The 18051-nt window shown below is 67.0% G+C and carries 20 protein-coding genes; 10 read left to right on the top strand and 10 right to left on the bottom strand.

Annotation, left to right across the window (positions count from 1 at the left end; genetic code table 11):
- The first annotated feature begins 262 nt into the window (after nt 1–262).
- Both uvrB and AC3IPP_RS01960 read left to right on the top strand, forming a co-directional pair.
- Complete coding sequence (uvrB, locus tag AC3IPP_RS01965; protein WP_489150152.1) at nt 263–2578, top strand: excinuclease ABC subunit UvrB; 2316 nt, start codon at nt 263–265, stop codon at nt 2576–2578.
- A 153-nt stretch (nt 2579–2731) separates the two neighbouring features.
- Nucleotides 2732–3058: a hypothetical protein gene (locus tag AC3IPP_RS01960; protein WP_087138999.1), complete on the top strand. Its 327-nt coding sequence runs from the start codon at nt 2732–2734 to the stop codon at nt 3056–3058.
- A 119-nt stretch (nt 3059–3177) separates the two neighbouring features.
- Here the strand turns inward: AC3IPP_RS01960 and AC3IPP_RS01955 are convergent, their stop codons facing one another.
- The 7 genes from AC3IPP_RS01955 to AC3IPP_RS01925 all read right to left on the bottom strand — a co-directional run bounded on the left by AC3IPP_RS01955 (nt 3178) and on the right by AC3IPP_RS01925 (nt 6217).
- Nucleotides 3178–3468: a GNAT family N-acetyltransferase gene (locus AC3IPP_RS01955; protein WP_489150151.1), complete on the bottom strand. Its 291-nt coding sequence runs from the start codon at nt 3466–3468 to the stop codon at nt 3178–3180.
- A gap of 26 nt (nt 3469–3494) precedes the next feature.
- Complete coding sequence (locus AC3IPP_RS01950; protein ID WP_489150150.1) at nt 3495–3869, bottom strand: hypothetical protein; 375 nt, start codon at nt 3867–3869, stop codon at nt 3495–3497.
- A 13-nt stretch (nt 3870–3882) separates the two neighbouring features.
- A complete protein-coding gene (locus tag AC3IPP_RS01945; protein WP_489150149.1) occupies nt 3883–4260 on the bottom strand; it encodes a serine/threonine protein kinase in 378 nt (125 codons plus the stop codon).
- Between the two features lie 57 nt (nt 4261–4317).
- Nucleotides 4318–4707, bottom strand: a complete 390-nt coding sequence (gene folB, locus AC3IPP_RS01940; RefSeq protein ID WP_269298733.1) for a dihydroneopterin aldolase — start codon at nt 4705–4707, stop codon at nt 4318–4320.
- Nucleotides 4704–5240, bottom strand: coding sequence for a 6-pyruvoyl trahydropterin synthase family protein (locus tag AC3IPP_RS01935; RefSeq protein WP_489150148.1), 537 nt, complete (start codon nt 5238–5240; stop codon nt 4704–4706). Before AC3IPP_RS01935 ends, folB begins: the two co-directional genes overlap by 4 nt.
- A gap of 76 nt (nt 5241–5316) precedes the next feature.
- Nucleotides 5317–6054, bottom strand: a complete 738-nt coding sequence (locus AC3IPP_RS01930) for an SDR family NAD(P)-dependent oxidoreductase (RefSeq protein WP_489150147.1) — start codon at nt 6052–6054, stop codon at nt 5317–5319.
- A gap of 31 nt (nt 6055–6085) precedes the next feature.
- A complete protein-coding gene (locus AC3IPP_RS01925) occupies nt 6086–6217 on the bottom strand; it encodes a hypothetical protein (RefSeq protein WP_003166112.1) in 132 nt (43 codons plus the stop codon).
- A gap of 29 nt (nt 6218–6246) precedes the next feature.
- Between AC3IPP_RS01925 and AC3IPP_RS01920 the strand changes: the two genes are divergently transcribed.
- From AC3IPP_RS01920 to pgsA, 5 genes are all read left to right on the top strand, one after another.
- Nucleotides 6247–6720, top strand: a complete 474-nt coding sequence (locus AC3IPP_RS01920) for an NUDIX domain-containing protein (RefSeq protein WP_489150146.1) — start codon at nt 6247–6249, stop codon at nt 6718–6720.
- Nucleotides 6721–6728: 8 nt separating this feature from the next.
- Nucleotides 6729–7175 (top strand): DMT family transporter, encoded by a 447-nt coding sequence (locus AC3IPP_RS01915; protein ID WP_489150145.1) that lies wholly within the window; start codon nt 6729–6731, stop codon nt 7173–7175.
- Between the two features lie 16 nt (nt 7176–7191).
- On the top strand, nt 7192–9090 hold the full coding sequence (gene uvrC / locus AC3IPP_RS01910; RefSeq protein WP_489150144.1) for an excinuclease ABC subunit UvrC: 1899 nt from the start codon (nt 7192–7194) through the stop codon (nt 9088–9090).
- Nucleotides 9091–9144: 54 nt separating this feature from the next.
- Nucleotides 9145–9759: a carbonic anhydrase gene (locus AC3IPP_RS01905; protein WP_087138988.1), complete on the top strand. Its 615-nt coding sequence runs from the start codon at nt 9145–9147 to the stop codon at nt 9757–9759.
- Between the two features lie 86 nt (nt 9760–9845).
- Nucleotides 9846–10472 (top strand): CDP-diacylglycerol--glycerol-3-phosphate 3-phosphatidyltransferase, encoded by a 627-nt coding sequence (gene pgsA, locus AC3IPP_RS01900; protein WP_489150143.1) that lies wholly within the window; start codon nt 9846–9848, stop codon nt 10470–10472.
- A gap of 171 nt (nt 10473–10643) precedes the next feature.
- Here the strand turns inward: pgsA and AC3IPP_RS01895 are convergent, their stop codons facing one another.
- Together AC3IPP_RS01895 and AC3IPP_RS01890 are read right to left on the bottom strand one after the other, a co-directional pair.
- Entirely contained in the window at nt 10644–11171 is a 528-nt protein-coding gene (locus tag AC3IPP_RS01895; RefSeq protein ID WP_489150142.1) for a GNAT family N-acetyltransferase, read from the bottom strand.
- Nucleotides 11168–13264 carry a S46 family peptidase gene (locus AC3IPP_RS01890; RefSeq protein WP_489150141.1) on the bottom strand — a complete coding sequence of 699 codons (2097 nt, stop codon included), beginning with the start codon at nt 13262–13264 and terminating at the stop codon, nt 11168–11170. Before AC3IPP_RS01890 ends, AC3IPP_RS01895 begins: the two co-directional genes overlap by 4 nt.
- 187 nt (nt 13265–13451) lie before the next feature.
- On the opposite strand from AC3IPP_RS01890, the gene AC3IPP_RS01885 reads away from it, so the two are divergent.
- Nucleotides 13452–13766, top strand: coding sequence for a YdeI/OmpD-associated family protein (locus AC3IPP_RS01885; protein ID WP_087138985.1), 315 nt, complete (start codon nt 13452–13454; stop codon nt 13764–13766).
- Between the two features lie 69 nt (nt 13767–13835).
- Here AC3IPP_RS01885 and AC3IPP_RS01880 read toward each other — a convergent pair whose 3' ends face one another.
- Nucleotides 13836–15929, bottom strand: coding sequence for a S46 family peptidase (locus AC3IPP_RS01880; RefSeq protein WP_489150140.1), 2094 nt, complete (start codon nt 15927–15929; stop codon nt 13836–13838).
- Nucleotides 15930–16112: 183 nt separating this feature from the next.
- Here AC3IPP_RS01880 and AC3IPP_RS01875 point away from each other — a divergent pair, with 183 nt between their 5' ends.
- Entirely contained in the window at nt 16113–17285 is a 1173-nt protein-coding gene (locus AC3IPP_RS01875) for an ABC transporter permease (protein ID WP_489150139.1), read from the top strand.
- A complete protein-coding gene (locus tag AC3IPP_RS01870; protein WP_489150138.1) occupies nt 17282–18049 on the top strand; it encodes an ABC transporter ATP-binding protein in 768 nt (255 codons plus the stop codon). Before AC3IPP_RS01875 ends, AC3IPP_RS01870 begins: the two co-directional genes overlap by 4 nt.
- Nucleotides 18050–18051 lie beyond the last annotated feature (2 nt).

Below are 18051 nucleotides of genomic sequence, written 5' to 3'. Positions count from 1 at the left end.
TTTCAAAAAATCATTGTTAGGGCAAATTATGAGGCATTTTTGACGCGCAAACGCCGAGTTCGGACCGTTATTCCGTCCCTTTTTACCACATTTTGCCCAATTATGTTTCAAATAAGCCGAATTTGCCTCACTTAAGGCGAAGCTCGAGCCAAAGCATGGCGGAGTGAAGATCAACCTGTGGTGGCAAGAAGACGGATTTAGGCGCCCTCCCCGCCTCACCACGCCCTAGCGCCTTGCGCGCGCGCACATTACCTTAATGTTCATGGCCCGTTCTCCCGCGAAACAGAGCAAACCCGTCCACACGCCCAATCCGGGCCTGAGTGAAGCGCCCGTCGCCTTCGACCACGGCCGCGCGCCGATGTTCGCGCCTGTGAGCGGCCCGCGCCTGACGCCGGAGGAGGCGCCCGCCGCCCCCGCCGACTGGGTTCCCCACCGCCCTGACCGGCCGACCAACAAGAAGCGCGTCCCCTTCCGGTTGGAGACCCGCTACCAGCCCGCTGGGGACCAGCCCGCCGCTATCACCGAACTGGTCGCCCAGGCGGCCGAAGGCGACCGCGAACAGGTGCTGCTGGGCGTCACCGGCTCGGGCAAGACCTTCACCATGGCCAAGGTGATCGAACAGACCCAGCGCCCGGCCCTGATCCTGGCCCACAACAAGACGCTGGCGGCCCAGCTCTATTCCGAGTTCAAGGCCTTCTTCCCCGACAATGCGGTCGAGTATTTCGTCAGTTACTACGACTACTACCAGCCCGAAGCCTACGTCCCGCGCACCGACACCTACATCGAGAAGGACTCGTCGATTAACGAGCAGATCGACCGGATGCGCCACTCGGCCACCCGCGCGATTCTGGAGCGCGACGACGTCATCGTGGTCGCCTCGGTCAGTTGCATCTACGGCATCGGCTCGGTCGAGACCTACACCGCCATGACCTTCTCGCTAAAGGTCGGCGACACCATCGATGAGGCCAAGCTGCGCGCCGACCTCATCGCCCTGCAGTACAAGCGCAACGACCTGAATTTCGAGCGCGGCATGTTCCGCAAGCGCGGCGACGTGCTGGAGATCTTCCCCGTCCACATGGAAGACCGCGCCTGGCGCATCCAGTTGTTCGGCGACGAGCTGGAATCCATCCAGGAGTTCGACCCCCTGACCGGCAAGAAGACCGCCGAGCTGGAGGAGGTCACCGTCTACGCCGCCAGCCACTACGTCACCCCGCGCCCGTCGCTGAACCAGGCCATCACCGGCATCAAGGCCGAGCTGAAGGAGACGCTCGACTGGATGGTCGAGAACGGCAAGCTGCTGGAGGCCCAGCGCCTGGAACAGCGCGTCCGCTTCGATTTGGAGATGATGGAGGCCACCGGCTCCTGCGCCGGCATCGAGAACTACAGCCGCTGGCTGACCGGCCGCGCGCCGGGCGAACCGCCGCCGACCTTCTTCGAATACATCCCCGACAACGCCCTGCTGTTCGTGGACGAGAGCCACGTCACCGTGGGTCAGATCGGCGCCATGTTCCGCGGCGACTACCGCCGCAAATCGACCCTGGCCGAATACGGCTTCCGCCTCCCCTCCGCCATCGACAACCGCCCGCTGAAGTTCGAGGAATGGGACGCCATGCGGCCCCAGACCGTCTTCGTCTCGGCCACCCCCGGCGCCTGGGAGCTGGACAAGACCGGCGGCGTCTTCACCGAACAGGTCATCCGCCCCACCGGCCTGATCGACCCCCCGGTCGAGATCCGCCCCGTCTCCGGCGCCACCCGCAACCAGGTCGACGACGTCATCGACGAGGTGAAGGCGACCAGCCGCGCCGGCTACCGCTCCCTGGTCACCACCCTGACCAAGAAGATGGCCGAAGATCTTACCGAATACATGCACGAGCAAGGGGTGCGCGTCCGCTACATGCACTCCGACGTCGACACGCTGGAACGCATCGAGATCCTGCGCGACCTGCGCCTCGGTTCGTTCGACGTGCTGATCGGCATCAACCTGCTGCGCGAGGGCCTCGACATCCCCGAGTGCGGCCTTGTCGCCATCCTCGACGCGGACAAGGAGGGCTTCCTGCGCTCGGAGACCTCCCTGATCCAGACCATCGGGCGCGCGGCGCGTAACGTCGACGGCCGCGTCATCCTCTACGCCGACCGCATGACCGGCTCGATGGAGCGCGCCATCGCCGAGACCGACCGCCGCCGCGAGAAGCAGCAGGCCTACAACCTCGAACACGGCATCACGCCCGCGACGGTCAAGCGCGACATCAAGGAGATCCTCGACAGCCCCTATGAGTCCCGCGACCTGGACCGCCTGACCCGCCCCGGCGTCGCCGAGGAGGCCAAGCCCTTCATCGGCTCCAACTTCCAGGCCGCGCTCAAGGATCTGGAAGGCAAGATGCGCGACGCCGCCGCCAACCTCGAGTTCGAGGAAGCCGCCCGCCTGCGCGACGAGATCAAGAAGATGAAGCTCCTCGATCTCGAATTCGCCAACGAAGCGCTAACGGGCGCGGGCGAGGACGTGGACAAGTCTGCCCCGAAGCGTTGGCGGAAAGAGGCCGCGGCTGAGAAGGCGGAGGCGTTCAGGAAAGGGCGGTAGCAGCTCGCGCTTGAGACCGCCTTCATCCCCGATTCATGAGGCCCGGTTCATGAGGCTTACGAGCAACATGGCCGCGCGGCTTCGAGCTTGGCCGCAAAATCGGATGCGACCTTGCGGCGAAAATGCGGCATGGTGCGTTCAGGAGAGACGCCGATGACCAAGTCCAGCAATGAATCCGACGCCCGCGCCGCCCTGCGCGTGGTCTCCTCGCCGGAAGCCGAGGTCTATGACCTGATGCGCGCGCCCGAAACCACCGCCGAACGGGTCAAGCGCCTGCAGGCTGAAGCCCGCGCCCTGGCGCTCGAACAGGTCGAGGCCCTCGAGGTCGCCCTGTGTAAGGCCGCCGACATGGCCAAGGAGATCGCCGACGGCGGCGACGCCTATCCCGTCGGCGCCCGCGAACTGGCCGCGCGGCTGGTCCAGGATCTGCCCGCCAAGGCAGAGACCATGAAGGCCATCGTCGCCAAGAGTCATCCCTAGTCGGCCGCGGTCAGAAGGCTCCGCCTTCTCGACCCGACGCGGCCTGGGGCGCTTCGCGCCGCGCCTACCTTCAACGCCGTCATCCTCGGGCTTGACCCGAGGATCCAGCAAGCGCGCCGCTAGGCCCCCACCACATCCTCGTACTCGGGATGGCGCTTCAGCCAGGCCACAGCGTAGCTGCAGTGCGGGATCAGGGTCAGCTTCTCGGCGCGGGCGTGCTCGGCCAGAGCCTGCATGAAGCGGCCCGCCGCGCCCGTGCCGCGCAGGGCCGGGTGCGCCTCGACGTGCAGGATGACGCGGGCGTGGCCGCGCACCGCATACTCGGCCCAGACGGGATGCTCGGTTCCATCTGCGTCGGCGAACAACTGCTGGAAACGGCGGTCGGCGGCGTGGTCTTTGAAGGCGGGCACGGCGGCTCCTCCCGAGTGCGGTTAGATCAGGCCGGCCGATCGTTCAGCAGGGCCATCAGACCCAGAACGCTTTTCACCGTGAACCAGATCGACACCAGCAACAAAAGAAGTCCGGAGACCAGGAGAACCGGGAGGCCGATCAAGAAAGGCGATGTGACGATGCCGATGATGAACAACACCCACAGGACGGCGCTGATCCAAAACACCGACCAGAACAGCCTGATCTGCGCCTCGACGTGCTGGGCCGCCAGCCCGGTCGCCGAGCCCCGGTTCATATAGGCCAGCACCAGGCCGACCAGCACCAGCAGGTTCGCGCTGGGGATCGACAGAATGTACAGAATCCACGCCACCACGGCGCCGTCTCGGCCCGCGACCGGCGCGGCGGGATTCTGATCGCTCATGACGGCGGGCCTTTCAGTAGAAGAGACGACGCGGCTCGGCGATGGCCTGGCCCGTCAGCAAGTCCTTCAGTCCCAGGGCGCCGCGCACGATGGTCCACACCGCCATGACGAACAGGACGAAGACCCCGACGTTGACCAGGATCAACACCGCCCCGGCGATGATGGCGACCACCGCCGCCAGCAAGGTCCGCTGCTGGAAGACGAAATGGCTGCGCAACACCGGATCGACCGGCGCAGGCCGACGCCACACGCGCAACAGGCCGATCGCCGCCGCCACGCCGAAGGTCGGCGCCGCCAACAGGATCAGCGCATAACCGGCGTAAAGCCCCGCCAGATCGGCGGGCGCCGCTTCGGCGTTCGTGCTGCTGCTGTAATCGCCGGACTGGACCATCGGAACCTCTTGTCAGGCCGGGATGATGGCGGGACGGACGGCCCCGCGCAACCGGCCTCAGCGCGAATAGGCGACTTCGCAGGCGGCGGCCGCCGCATCGGGAATGGCGCCCGGCTTCTCGACACGCACGACGACGCTCAGCACGCGCGGATCGGCCAGGCAGGCGACGGCGGTGCGCTCGGCGAAGGTCTCGATCAGGGCGATGTGCGGCCCCGCCGCCAGCTCGCGCACGATGCGGGCCACGCCGTCGTAATCCAGCGTATCGGCCAGCCGCTCGACCGGAGCGGCGCCCAGGTCCAGCTCGACATCCACCACCAGCGGCTGCAACCGCCCATGCTCATGGTCGTAGAAGCCGATCGAGGCCTCGACCTTCAGGGCGCGGACCATGACCTTCAGGCCCAGGCGGCGCGGCTCGACGGACGGCAGGGGGGTGACGACGGCGCTCAAGACCAGGTCTCCGGCGGCAGAAGATCATTGATGCTGAAATCGGCCCGGTCGCACCAGGCGCCCAGCTCCCAGGCCCGCTCCGCCTCAGTCAGATCGCGCGTCAGAACGGTATTGGTCGGCGTCTCCTCGATGGCCAGTTCGGCCAGGCGGAAGGGCAGGCTCTCGGCCGACAGGATGGCCTCCAGCTTGCGCCACAGGGCAATGACCAGGGCCTCGGTCGTCGGGTCGCCGTCCACGGTCAGCACCTGGTTCAGGCGATGCGGTTCGTGCTGCTGGAACCAGGCCAGCAGGGGGTCGGCGCGGTTCAGCTGGAAGGCATGATCCAGGCTGCGATCGACGAAACCGTGCCAGCGCGCCTTCAGCCGCTCGAACGAAGCCGCATGGTTGGCGGCGCCGAAGGCGATCTCGGCCATCGGCTCCAACGTCACCGTCACGAACTCATTGTGCCCATGCGGCACGGCGCATTTCGACCCCGCATCGGCGATCAGCCGGTGCGCCATCGAGAAGCGGCGAGTGAAACGGACAGCGGGCATGAAGGTCTCAGGATGAACGGCGGCAGCTAAAGCACCAACCTATCGGCAAATAAAGGTCATGTGGCGGCGAACGCCCTCAGGCGAACTCCAGATCGCGGTCGCGGCGGGTCAGGCCGGCCCCGGCGTCCACCACCAGATTCTGGCCGGTCAGGCTGCGCGCCGTGAGGATGAAGGTCAGGGCCGCCGCCAAATCCTCGACCGCCACCGGCCGCTTCAGCGGCGTGGCCTCGGCCCCGGCCAGATAATCGGCCTCGGGCCAGCCGGCCGAGGGCAGGGTCAGGCCCGGCGCGATGCCGCAGACCCGGATGCGCGGCGCCAAGGCCAGAGCCAGGGCTCCGGTCATATGGGCGATGCCCACACGGCTGACGGTATAGGAGAAGAAGTCGGGGTTCGGCGCCGTGACCTTATAGTCCAGCATATTGACCACCACGCCCTCGTCCCCGTCAGGCAGGCGCGCGGCGAAGTCGCGGATCAGGGCCAGGGGCGCCAGGACATTGACCTCGTGATGAAGGCGCAGGTCCGCCTCCTGGAAGGTCTCCAGTTGGTCATAAACAAACAGGGAGGCGTTGTTGATCAGCACCCGCAACGGCCCGAAGGCGGCGGCCTGATCCATCAGGGCGGCGCGCGCCCCGGCGTCCGTCAGCTCGGCCTGAACGGCGACGGCGCGACGCCCCAGACCCTCGATGGCCCGGACCACGGCCTCGGCCCCCTGTGCGTCCGAACGGTAGTGGACGACGACGTCATAGCCCGCCTGGGCCGCCGCCTTCGCCAGCACCGCCCCGATCCGGCGCGAGGCGGCCGTGACCAGCGCCACGCCCCTCGAAGGGGCGTCAGCCGACCTGGAGTCAGTCAACCCGGCCGAACTCGAAGTAGTTGAAGGCGGCGACGACGGCGATGAAGGCGAAGATGGTGGCGATGGCCAGCATGATGGGTCTCCTGTTCCGCCCCCGAATAGGGGCAAGAGCGCCCCTGTTCAAGCCGCCCGGCAACAGCCTATCGTTCCGGCATGGCAAACTGGCGCACCCGCATCGAACCCTTTACCCGGCCGCTGTTCTTCATCTGGTCGCGGATGAGCCGGGGCATGACGCTGGGCGTGCGCGGCGCAGCGGTCGACGGCGAGGGCCGGGTGCTGCTGGTCAAGCACACCTATCTGGAGGGCTGGTGGCTGCCCGGCGGCGGAGTGGACAAGGGCGAGACGACGCAAGACGCCGTCATCCGCGAACTGCGCGAAGAGGCCGGGTTGATCGTCAGGGGCGAGCCGCGCCTGCTGTCGGTCCATTCCAACGAACGCTTCTTTCCGGGCGATCACGTCCTGGTCTACCGCATCGACGTCTTCGACATGACCGAGCGGACCAGCCATGGCGAAATCGCCGAGATCGGCTGGTTTCATCCGGACGCCCTGCCCGAGGACACGACCCGCGCCACCCGCGACCGCCTGGCCGAGATCTTCGGCGGCGCCGCGCCCGATCCGAACTGGTGAGACCGCCGATGCAGCTTCCCGTCCTCGCCCTGCTGGCCATGATCCTGGGCGGCGCCGCCACCGCCCTGCAGGGACCGACCAATGCGCGGCTGGCCAGCGCGGTCGGGTCGCCGGTCAATGCGGCCTTCATCTCCTTCTTCGTCGGGACGGTGGCGCTGGGCGTGCTGGCGATGACTTTGCAGGCGCGGCCGGACGTGCAGGCGATGAAGGCCCTGCCCGCCTGGGCGTGGCTGGGCGGACTCTACGGCTGCGTCTTCGTGGTGGCCGCCGCCTGGGGCGTGCCCAAGATCGGCGTGGCGCTGACCATCACTCTGATGGTGGCGGGCCAGCTGGCGTTGAGCCTGATCCTCGACCATTTCGGCGTCATGGGCGTGCCGCAGCAGCCGATCAGCCTGACCCGCATCGCCGGAGTGCTGCTGGTGATCGGCGGGGTGCTTCTGGTCCGGCGCGGCTGAGCCTATATCCCGCCTGATGACCGACCCGACGCCCGACATTCCGGAGACGCCCGACTCGCAGGCGAACGCCCTTCCGCTTCAGGCCGCCGAACTGATCGCGGACGAGGCCCGGCGCGCGCCCGACAAGCCCGGCGTCTATCGCATGTACGGCGAGGACGGCGCCTGCCTCTATGTCGGCAAGGCCAAGTCGTTGAAGAAGCGGGTGGTGCAATATGCGCAAGGCCGCTTCCACACCCAGCGCATCGGCCTGATGGTGTCGCTGACCCGCTCGATGGAGCTGGTGGTCACCGCGTCCGAGACCGAGGCCCTGCTGCTCGAATCCAACTTCATCAAGAAGCTGAAGCCGCGCTTCAACGTCCTGCTGCGCGACGACAAGTCCTTCGCTGAACTGATGATCCGTCGCGACCACCGCGCGCCTCAGGTCCGCAAGCATCGCGGCGCCCACACCATTCCCGGCGACTATTTCGGCCCCTTCGCCTCGACCTGGGCGGTCAACCACACGCTGAACACGCTGCAGAAGGCCTTCCTGCTGCGGTCCTGTTCGGACAGCGTCTATGAGACGCGCACCCGGCCCTGCATGCTGCACCAGATCAAGCGCTGTTCGGCGCCCTGCACCGGCCTGATCTCGCTTGAGGACTACGGCGATCTGGTCACGGAGGCGGAGCAGTTCCTGCGCGGCAAGTCGCGCGCCGTCATCGGCCGCCTGTCGCAGGAGATGCAGGCCGCCTCCGACGACCTCGACTTCGAGACCGCCGCCCGCGTGCGCGACCGCATCCGCGCCCTGTCGGCCATCGCCATGGAGAACAGCGTCAACGCCGAGGGCGTGGCCGAGGCCGACGTCTTCGCCCTGCACGCCGAGGGCGGTCAGGCCTGCGTCCAGGTCTTCTTCTATCGCGCGGGCCAGAACTGGGGCGGACGGGCCTATTTCCCGCGCGTGGACAAGAGCGACAGCGACCCGGAAATCCTCGCCGCCTTCCTGGGCCAGTTCTATGAAGACAAGCCGGTTCCGCGCCTGATCCTGTCCAACGTCCGCCCGCATGAACTGGAGCTGCTGGAGGAAGCCTTCAGCATGAAGGCCGAACACCGCGTCGAGATCGCCCGCCCCCAGCGCGGCGGCAAGGCCAGTCTGGTCGACCACGCCCTGACCAACGCCCGCGAGGCGCTGGGCCGCAAGCTGGCCGAGAACTCGGCGCAGTCCAAGATTCTGGACGAGGTGTGCGAGGCTTTCGGTCTGGACGCCCGGCCCGAGCGGATCGAGGTCTATGACAACGCCCACATTCAGGGGACGAACGCCGTCGGCGGCATGATCGTCGCAGGGCCGGAGGGCTTCCGCAAGAACCAGTACCGCAAGTTCAACATCAAGGGCGAAGACCTGGCCCCCGGCGACGACTACGGCATGATGCGCGAGGTCATGCGCCGCCGCTTCGGCAAGCTGGTCAAGGACGAGGAGGCCGGCGAGGCGGTCGAGCGCCCCGATCTGCTGCTGATCGACGGCGGGGCGGGCCAGCTGGCCGAAGTGCTGGCCGTTATGGCCGATCTGGGCGTCGACGACATCGCCGTGGTCGGCGTGGCCAAGGGACCGGATCGCGACGCGGGGCTGGAGAAGTTCTTCATGCCCGGCAAGGCGCCTTTCATGCTGCCGCTGAAAAGCCCCGCCCTCTATTACCTGCAACGGCTGCGGGACGAGGCGCACCGCTTCGCCAACGGCGCCCACGCCAAGCGTCGATCCATGGACATCAAGAAGAACCCGCTGGACGAGATCGAGGGCGTCGGGCCGGGACGCAAGAAGGCCCTGCTGCACGCCTTCGGCTCCGCCAAGGGCGTCAGCCGCGCCTCGGTCGCCGACCTGATCAAGGTCACCGGCGTCAATCAGTCGCTGGCTGAACGCATCCACGGCTTCTTTCACAAGTCCTGACAGACGAAGATTTCGGGTTGAGCGACCAACCGTCGCGGGTCTAGGAAACGCTTCATGACCAACGAATTGACCAAGGGCTATCACCGCTTCCGCCAGAATCGGTGGCCATCCGAACGCGCCGAATACGAAGCCCTGGCCGCCAACGGTCAAAAGCCGCACACTTTGGTCGTGGCCTGCTCCGACAGCCGCGCCGATCCGGCCCTGATCTTCGACACCGCGCCGGGCGAGCTGTTCGTCGTGCGCAACGTCGCCAATCTGGTCCCCCCCTATCAGCCCGACGGCAAGCTGCACGGCGTCTCGGCGGCGCTGGAGTTCGGCGTCAATGTGCTGAAGGTCAAACACGTCGTCGTCATGGGCCACGCCTCATGCGGCGGGGTGAATGCCATGCTGAACGGCGCGCCCGCCAACTGTCAGGACTTCGTCGCCCCCTGGGTCGAACAAGCCGCCCCGAGCGTGCGCCGCGCGGTCGAGGCCCTGCCCGCCGAACAGGTCGAGTGCGCCGCCGAGGAGGCCGTCGTGCGCCTGTCGCTGGACAACCTGCGCACCTTCCCCTGGATCGCGGAGAAGGAGGCGGCGGGCGAGCTCAAGCTCAGCGGCCTGCACTTCGGCATCGCCCTGGGCATCCTGTCCAAGCTGACGGGACCGGGACGGTTCGAGCGGCTGGACTAAGCGGCGCCCACGCCGCGGCTCACGCCTCTGGCCTCGCCACTGGCCACGAACCGTGGCACACCCGGCGCGTTGCAACGGAAGACGTCATGGCCCCTGCCTACAAAGCCATCCCCAACATCCTGACCAGCCTGCGCCTGGCGGCGGGGATCGTCATGTTCCTGCTGCTGGCGGGCGCGACCAGCGGCTTCCCCTTCGTTTCGGCCTGGCTAAGCCCTGACGATCAGTTCGCCATGTACCGCACGGGGTTCTGGATCTTCGTCATCGCCGCCTCGACGGACTGGATCGACGGCTATCTGGCCCGTCGCTGGAAGGCGGAGACCCGCTGGGGCGCCATCTTGGACCCGATCGCCGACAAGATCCTGGTGACCGGCGCCGTGCTGGGCGTTCTGACAAGCGGTTCGGTGCAGCAGATCATCATTCCCTGCGGCCTGATCCTGTTCCGCGAGTTCGCGGTCTCGGCCCTGCGCGAGACCATGGCCGGGCGCATCAACCTGCCCGTCACCCTGGCCGCCAAGTGGAAGACGACCCTGCAGATGGTCGCCCTGGGTTGCCAGCTGTTCGCCCGCAACTGGGACGGCTGGGGTCTGCCGTTCGACTATCTGCCCGCCTTCCAGCTGTTCTCCGACGCCCTGATCTGGCTGGCCGCCCTCGTCACCCTGTGGACCGGCTGGCAGTATTTCAGCGCCGCCCAGAAGCAGATGCGGGATCTGTAAGCCCTTCTCCCTTGAGGGAGAAGGTGGCAGGCGGAGCCTGACGGATGAGGGGTGTCGGCGGCGCGGGTTGAAATTCAGCCTCCGCAGCCTGCGCCCCTTTTTCATGCCGTCGCGCTCACACCCCTCATCCGGTCCTGACGGACCACCTTCTCCCACAAGGGGAGAAGGACGTCAGAGCGTCTTTTCGAGCACCACGAACTCCAGCTCGCGTGTGCGCGGCAGGCCGAAACGTTCGTCATCCATCGGGAAGGGCCGCGTCTCGCCGGTCAGGCGATAGCCGCGCCGCTCGTACCAGGCGATCAGCTCGGCGCGCTGACGGATGACGGTCATCTCCATGCGCGTCGCGCCGAAACGGGCGGCGGCTTCGGCCTCGGCGGCGTCGATCAGCAAGCGGCCCAGACCGCCAGCCTGGCGCGCCGGATCGACCGTCAGCAGGCCGAGATAGGCCAGGCCCTCGCCCTGATCCGCCACCTGGACGCAGCCGGTCAGGACGCCCTCGACCTCAGCCAGCAGGATGACCCGCGACGCATCGGTCAGGATATCGCGCAGTTCCGCTTCATCCGTGCGCTGGCCGCCCAGAAGATCGGCTTCATGGGTCCAGCCGGCCTTGGCGCTATCGCCGCGATAGGCGCTCTCAATCAGGCGGTGCAGCGCCGGAACATCGTCCGGCGCGGCGGGACGGAAGCTCGCTTCGCTCACTGGACGCCCAGCTCCCGGATCAGGTGATCCATGCCGTAGACGTCGCGCAGGGCCGTGGTCACGGCCTGGGTGGTGACGATGACACTGCGGTTGACGTTGCGATCATAGCCATAGGCGTTGCGCTGGGTCAGGACAGTGGAGTCGAAGTTGGCGCCGATGATCTCGCCCTTGGCGTTGACGGCGGGCGAGCCCGACGAGCCGCCGATGGTGTCGGACGACACCGCCATGTTCATCACCGCGTTCGGGTCGATGCGGTCCTTGGCGGCCAGCAGCTTGGGCGCAACGTTGAATGGTTCAGCGCCCGTCGCACGGTCCCACAGGCCGGCGAAGGTGGTGAAGGCGCCGATGCGCTGGCCCGGAACGTCGGTGCCTTCGACCCGGCCATAGGTCAGGCGCAGGGTGCCGGTGGCGTCCGGATAGACCGCATCGCCGAAGACGGCGAAGCGGGCGGCGGCCAGTTGCTCGGACGCGCGGTCGGTCGGGGCCTTGACCTTGTTGTCCCACTCGGTGCGAACAGCGCGGGCGTCGGCGTCGATAGCCAGGACATACTGGATCAGCGGATCGGTCGAGGCCTGCACGGCGGGCAATCCGCCTTCCCACAGGGCGCGGCGCACGGCGGGATCGGCCAGCGTCGTGCCTTCGATCAGGCGCGCCGACAGGGCCTCGGGGCTGTCCTTGCCCAGCAGGGTGCGGGCGTAGGGGCTGTCGACGGTCAGCCATTCACGGGTCTTGGACAGCCACCACTCCAGACGGATCTGCTCCAGTTCGGAATAGGTCGGGCGCTCGGCGAACAGGCCGGACTGTACGCCCGGCAGGCGGCTGTCGGCGAACTCGGGCAGGCGCTGATCGGACGGCTTGGCGCGCTCCTGCGCCCCGCGCACGATGGCCCGCGCCCAGCTGAACAACGGCGAACCGCCCGCGACCGAGGTCGTGCCCATGCCCGTGCCGCCTTCCAGCAGAGCCATCGGGGCATAGAGTTCGCGAGCAATCGGCTGAACTTCAGCGAGGGCGGCCCAGGGATCGCCGACCTGGGCCGACAGGGCCTCGCTCTCGGCGACGCGGCGCCGGAAGACCGTTTCCTGACCGGCCAACTGATCCATGAAGGCCGGGTCGATCAGGGCCGCCATGCGGCCCCGCCCGCGCTTGTAGGTGTTTTCGACGCCGACGATGGGGTCCATGGCGATGAAGGCCTGCTCCTCGCCTTCCTCGGCATAGCGGATCAGACGACCGCGCAGCTCCGAGGCGATCAGCTGATCCAGCGGCAGGACCACGTCGCGAATGGTCATCAGCTGAGCCTGGGTCAGCAGGCGCTGGGTCGAGCCGGGGTTGCCGGTGACGAAGACGGGTTCGTGCTCAGTCGGCCTGTCCGGGTTCCAGGTGAAGTGGGTCGGCGTCGCGGCGGGCTTGCCGTCCTCATACAGACGGATGAAAGCCGCATCGATGGCGAAGCGCGGGAAGGAGAAGTTGTCCAGGTCGCCGCCGAAGGTCGCGGCGCGGTCTTCCGGCGCCCAGGCCAGGCGCACGTCGGAGTATTTGCGGAACTTGTAGAGCTTGAACTGGCCGCCGCGATACAGGCTGACGACCTGGCAGCGGATCTTGGGGTCATCGCCGCAGTTTTCGGTCTCGATGCGACCGGCCTCGGCCTCGCGCGCCTGGGTGTAGGCCTGACCGTCCAGACCCTCGCCCGCCTTCTGCACGCGCTCGGTGACGTCGGAGATGTCGGTCAGGATTTCGGCCGAACCGCCGGGGCATTTCAGCTCTTCCTCACGGCTCTTCGGCGTGAAGCCGGTCTCGGCGTATTGCAGCTGGGGCGTGGACAGGTTGGCGACGCAGGTGGCGACGCAGTGGTTGTTGGTCATCACCAGCCCCTCGGCCGAGATGACGCCCGCCGAGCAGCCGCCGAACTTCACCGAGGACTGGCGGACGCGATCCAACCAGGCCTGGTCAATGCTCGTGCCCAGGGTCTGATTGGCGCGGGCGATGGGGAAGTTGTCGTAGGTCCACATCCCCTCCTCCGCCTTGGCCGAAGAAGCGGCGGCGAAGGCCAGGACGGCGGCCGAGGCGAAGAGTATCGGGGTGTAGGTGGTGCGCATGAGACATCCTCGACGTCGCGGCTCGACTGTCGCCGAGGCCCTGTTTCAGCCCCCTGGAAACCGAGGCCGTCTTGCGGTCAGTCTGAACAGAACCTGGACGGAAACCGCAACCCCTGGCGGGCGCATTCACAGCGCGCGTTCGCGGGTCTAGATTCGGCGAATGACGAAACGGGACGGGATTGACGCCATGTCTGACGACTTCCCCCAGGGCGTAGTGCACGTCGCCGGAAAAGACATGCAGGCGCGGCTGTCCTCCGACGCCGAGATCCTGGCCCTGTGGCGAGGGCTGACGCCGCTGGGCCGCAATGAATTCATCTGTTGGGTCGAAGACGCCAAACAGGCCGCCACCCGCGAGAAACGGATCGAGCGCGCGGTCGAGGAACTGCGCGAGGGCAAGCGACGGCCCTGCTGCTGGGCCGGCTGCATCCACCGCACAGACAAGACGCCCAGTCGCTGGCAGCAGGCGGTGCTCGTCGAGAAGAGCCGGGGCAAGCCGCAGTAACTCTGAGCGGACAAAGAAAAAGGGGACGCCCGACGGCGCCCCCCAATCCCGGACCTAAATCCGACAGGCTTAGCGACGCACGCCCAGTTCGCGCAGCAGGCGCGGCTGGTTGTAGACGGTGCGCAGGGCCTCGGTGACGGCGGCGGTCGAGACCGACACCGTGCGGTTCAGCTCGCCGTCGTAGCCGAACGAGCCGCCCAGCGAGTGGATGTTGCCGTCAAAGGCGGCGCCGATCACTTCACCCTTGGCGTTGATCACCGGCGAGCCGGAGTTGCCGCCGATGATGTCGTTGGTCGAGACGAAGTCGTAGACGACGTCCTTGTTGATCCGGTCCTGCGCCGCCACGAAACGCTCTGAGGCGTTGAACGGCTCGGCGCCGGTGGCGCGCTCATACAGGCCGCCCATGTGGGTGAAGGACGGCACGGTGACGCCGCGATAGGTCCAGCCCTTCACCTGACCGTAGGACAGGCGCAAGGAGAAGGTCGCGTCGGGGTAGAGGTTGTCGCCATAGACGGCGAAGCGGGCCTGGGCGACCTTTTCGGCGGCGCGGGCGGTCGGGGCGTTGACCCCGGCGTCCCACTGGGTGCGGATCGCTTGCGCCGCATTGTCGTTGGCCAGGACGAAGGCGATCATCGGGTCGCCCGAGGCGGCCAGCTGCTCCGGCGTCATGGCCAGGGCCTCGGCGCGGAAGGCCGGGTCGATGAGGCGGCTCTGCACCAGGCGAGCGGCGATGACTTCCGGGCTTTCGGCGCCCAGCATGGTCTTCACGTCAGCGCTGTCGACCGTCAGATATTCGCGGGTCTTCAGCATCCAGTGCGACAGCTGGATCTCTTCGACGCCGACCGGGATCGGCGCTTCCGAGGCCAGGCGACGGCCCAGGGCGGCGATGTCGCTGTCGGCGTAGCCGGCGCGGCGTTCAGCCGCCGGCTTGGCGCGCTCCTTCGACGCGCGGACGATCGACCGGGCATAGGAGTAGAGGGTCGAGCCGCCGCCCGCGTTCGCCTCAAGCTGGCGGTAGGGCAGATAGAGATCGCGGGCCGTGACCTGCACCTTCTCCAGATCGCCCCACGGGTCGCCGATGCGCTCAGCCACGGCCGGGTCGGCGGCGACGCGTTGACGCAGTTCAGCCTCTTCCTGACGCTTCTTGCCCATGAAGGTCGGGTCCGTCAGGGCGCCCTGCTGGCCGTAATAGACCTTGAAGCTGTTCTCCAGGCCGAAGATCGGGTCCAGGGCGACGCGCTTCTCTTCCTCGCCGGTCGTCGAATATTCGACCAGACGGCCGCGCAGTTCGGCGCTCTGGATCAGGGTGATCGGGATCTGCTGGTCGCGCAGACGCTCCAATTGGCTGATCGTCAGCAGGCGCGAGGTCGAACCGGGGTTGCCCGCCACGAAGGTGACTTCGCCGTCGACCGGGGCGTTGGGGTTCCACTTCAGGTGGTTCGGGCTGGAGACCGGCTTGCCGTCCTCATAGGCGCGCAGGAAGGCGGCATCGAGGGCGTAGCGCGGGAAGTTGAAGTTGTCCGGGTCGCCGCCGAAGAAGGCCGCCTGGAACTCCGGCGCGAAGGCCAGACGCACGTCTTCGTACTTGCGGAACTGATAGAGGGCGTATTTGCCGCCGCGATAGAAGCTGATGACCTGGCAGGTCAGCTTGCGGTCGTCGCCGCAGGCTTCCTTCTGGATCGCATCGATCTCGGCCGAGCGGGCGGCGACGAAGGCCGCGCCTTCCAGGCCCGAACCGGCGCCCAAGACGCGCTCGGTCACGTCGGTGATGTCGGTCAGGACTTCGGCCGTCTGGCCGGGGCAGGTCTTCTCTTCCTCACGCGTGGCGGGCATCCAGCCGTTCTTGACGTAGTCGTTCTGGGCCGTGGACAGGTCCTGCACGCAGGAGATGACGCAGTGGTGGTTGGTCAGGATCAGGCCTTCGCCCGACACGAATGACGCCGAGCAGCCCTGCAGACGCACGGCGGCGTTGCGCACGCGATCCAGCCACGACTGGTCGATGCGGGTGCCGTACGTGTCGTTCACCGTCTGGATCGGGAAGTTGTCGAAGGTCCACATGCCCTCGTCGGCGCGCGCGGCCGAAGCGGGGGCGTTGATCACCACTGCGGCCATGCCGAGGGCGGCCAGGGAAGCCGTGAACGAAAGAGTGCGACGAAGCGACATGGGCGTCTCCGAATAGGCGGGACACCACGCCACGCCTTGCTGTTGCGCGTCACTAGCCTTGCCGGGGCCGCTTCCTCAACCCCCGTAACAAATCCGGCTGCGCCAGCCTTACCCCGATTTAACTTGGCCCCAGGCCGGGGCGCGGTCAGATAACAGCGCAAGTCAGGGGAATAGATACGCGTCATGTCGCTCGCGCTGTCCACGCTGCTCTTTGAGTGGCGCCGCTATATGGCCGCCGTCATGGCGCTGGCCCTTTCGGGTCTGCTCGTGCTGGCCATGACCGGGGTTTTCATCGGCATCGGCAAGGGCTTCACCGCCCAGATCGAACGCTCGAGCGCCGATATCATGATCCTTCAGCCGGGCGCCAAGAGCTTGATCAATGGACCGTCCGGCGTGCCGCGCCGCTTCATCCCCCTGGCCTATAATCATCCCGAAGTGATCGAGGTGCAGCCTCTGGACGGCGCCGGCGGCACCTTCCAGTCGGTCAAGGAGGTCGACCCGACCCGCAGCCAGGCCGACAACGCCAAACAAGGCGCTCCGCGCCTGAAATTCGTCCAGTCCAGCATCATCGACACCACGCCCGGCTCTGTCACCATTCCGACCGACTATTCGCAGGAACTGGTCGACGCCCTGCGCCAGCCCTTTACCGTCGCAGTCGATGAAACGGCCTTGACGCCGCTGGGCGTCAAGCTGGGCGACAAGGCCCTGTACAATGGTCAGACCGTCACGGTCGTCGGCGTCACCCGCGGCTATCCCAATATGATGCAGCCCGGCGTGGTCATGTCGCGCGACACCCTGCGCATGCTGGGTCAGGCCGACACCGGCCCGCGCGTCGGCCCTCTGATGATCAAGATCAAGGATCCGGCCCGCGCCCCTATCGTGGTCGCCCAGCTGAACGCCATGGGCAACGGCCAGTGGAAGGCCTGGACCCGTCAGGACCTGGCCGACGCCAACGCCGGCGCCATGTTCGAGGAAGGCATCCTGGTCATCATCATCGGCGGTTGCGTGGTGCTGGGGATCATCATCGGCGTGGCCATCACCTGGCAGACCCTGCGCGGCGCCATCATGGCCAACATCAAGGAGTTCGCCTCCCTGCGCGCCCTGGGCGTCGGCATGGGATCCCTGCGCCGCATCGTCATGGAGCTGAGCTTCTGGGTCGGCGTGGTCGGCGTGGCCGCCGCCATCGGCCTGACCTGGCTGCTGTCCCTGTTCGCCATGTCCAAGGCGGTCATCATCGCCCTGCCCCTGCCGCTGCTGATCGTGGTGGGCGGCGGACTGATCGCCATCGCCATGGTGTCCGGCCTGCTGTCGATGGGCATCCTGAAGAAGAGCCAACCTGCGGATCTGCTGCGATGAACACTATGGCTTTTGGGCACACGAAAGTGCACGGCAAGCATGGCGAATTCGCCATAGAGGCCAAGGGACTGGTCAAGCGGTTCAAGTCCGGCAAGAACTACGTCGAGGTTCTGAAGGGCGTGAACTTCGACGCCCGGCACGGCGACCTGACCATGGTCATGGGGCCGTCGGGCTCGGGCAAATCGACGCTGATCGCGGCGCTATCCGGGCTGCTGCGTCCCGAGGAAGGCCGCGTCGACGCCTTGGACGTAGACGACATGTGGAAGCTGTCGTCAGGCCGGATCGACAAGTTCCGCCTGGATCACTGCGGCTTCATCTTCCAGGGCTTCAACCTGTTCCCGGCGCTCAGCGCCCTGCAGCAGGTGACGACGGTTCTGAAGTTCCAGGGACTGACGCCCGATCAGGCGAAGAAACGCGCCACCCTCGCGCTGGAGGAAGTCGGCCTCGGCCATCGTCTGCATCAACGCCCGGCGGCTCTGTCCGGCGGTGAGAAGCAGCGCGTCGCCATCGCCCGCGCCCTTGCCAAGGATCCGCAGATCCTGTTCGCCGACGAGCCGACCTCGGCGCTGGACGGCGAAAACGGCCAGGTGGTCATTCGCCTGCTGCGACGCGCCGCCACCGAACACGGCGCCGCCGTCATCTGTGTGACGCACGACCCGCGCCTGGAAGCCTGGGCTGACCGCGTCATCCACATCGAAGATGGCGTGATCATCGACGATCAGCGCCGCATCCCCAATCCCGACGCCGTCCTGGCCTCGCACTGACA

The sequence above is a fragment of the Brevundimonas sp. KH_060 genome (genome assembly GCF_057838275.1).
Note: the sequence above shows the minus strand (reverse complement) of the source record. Positions and strands in the feature narration are given on the sequence as shown.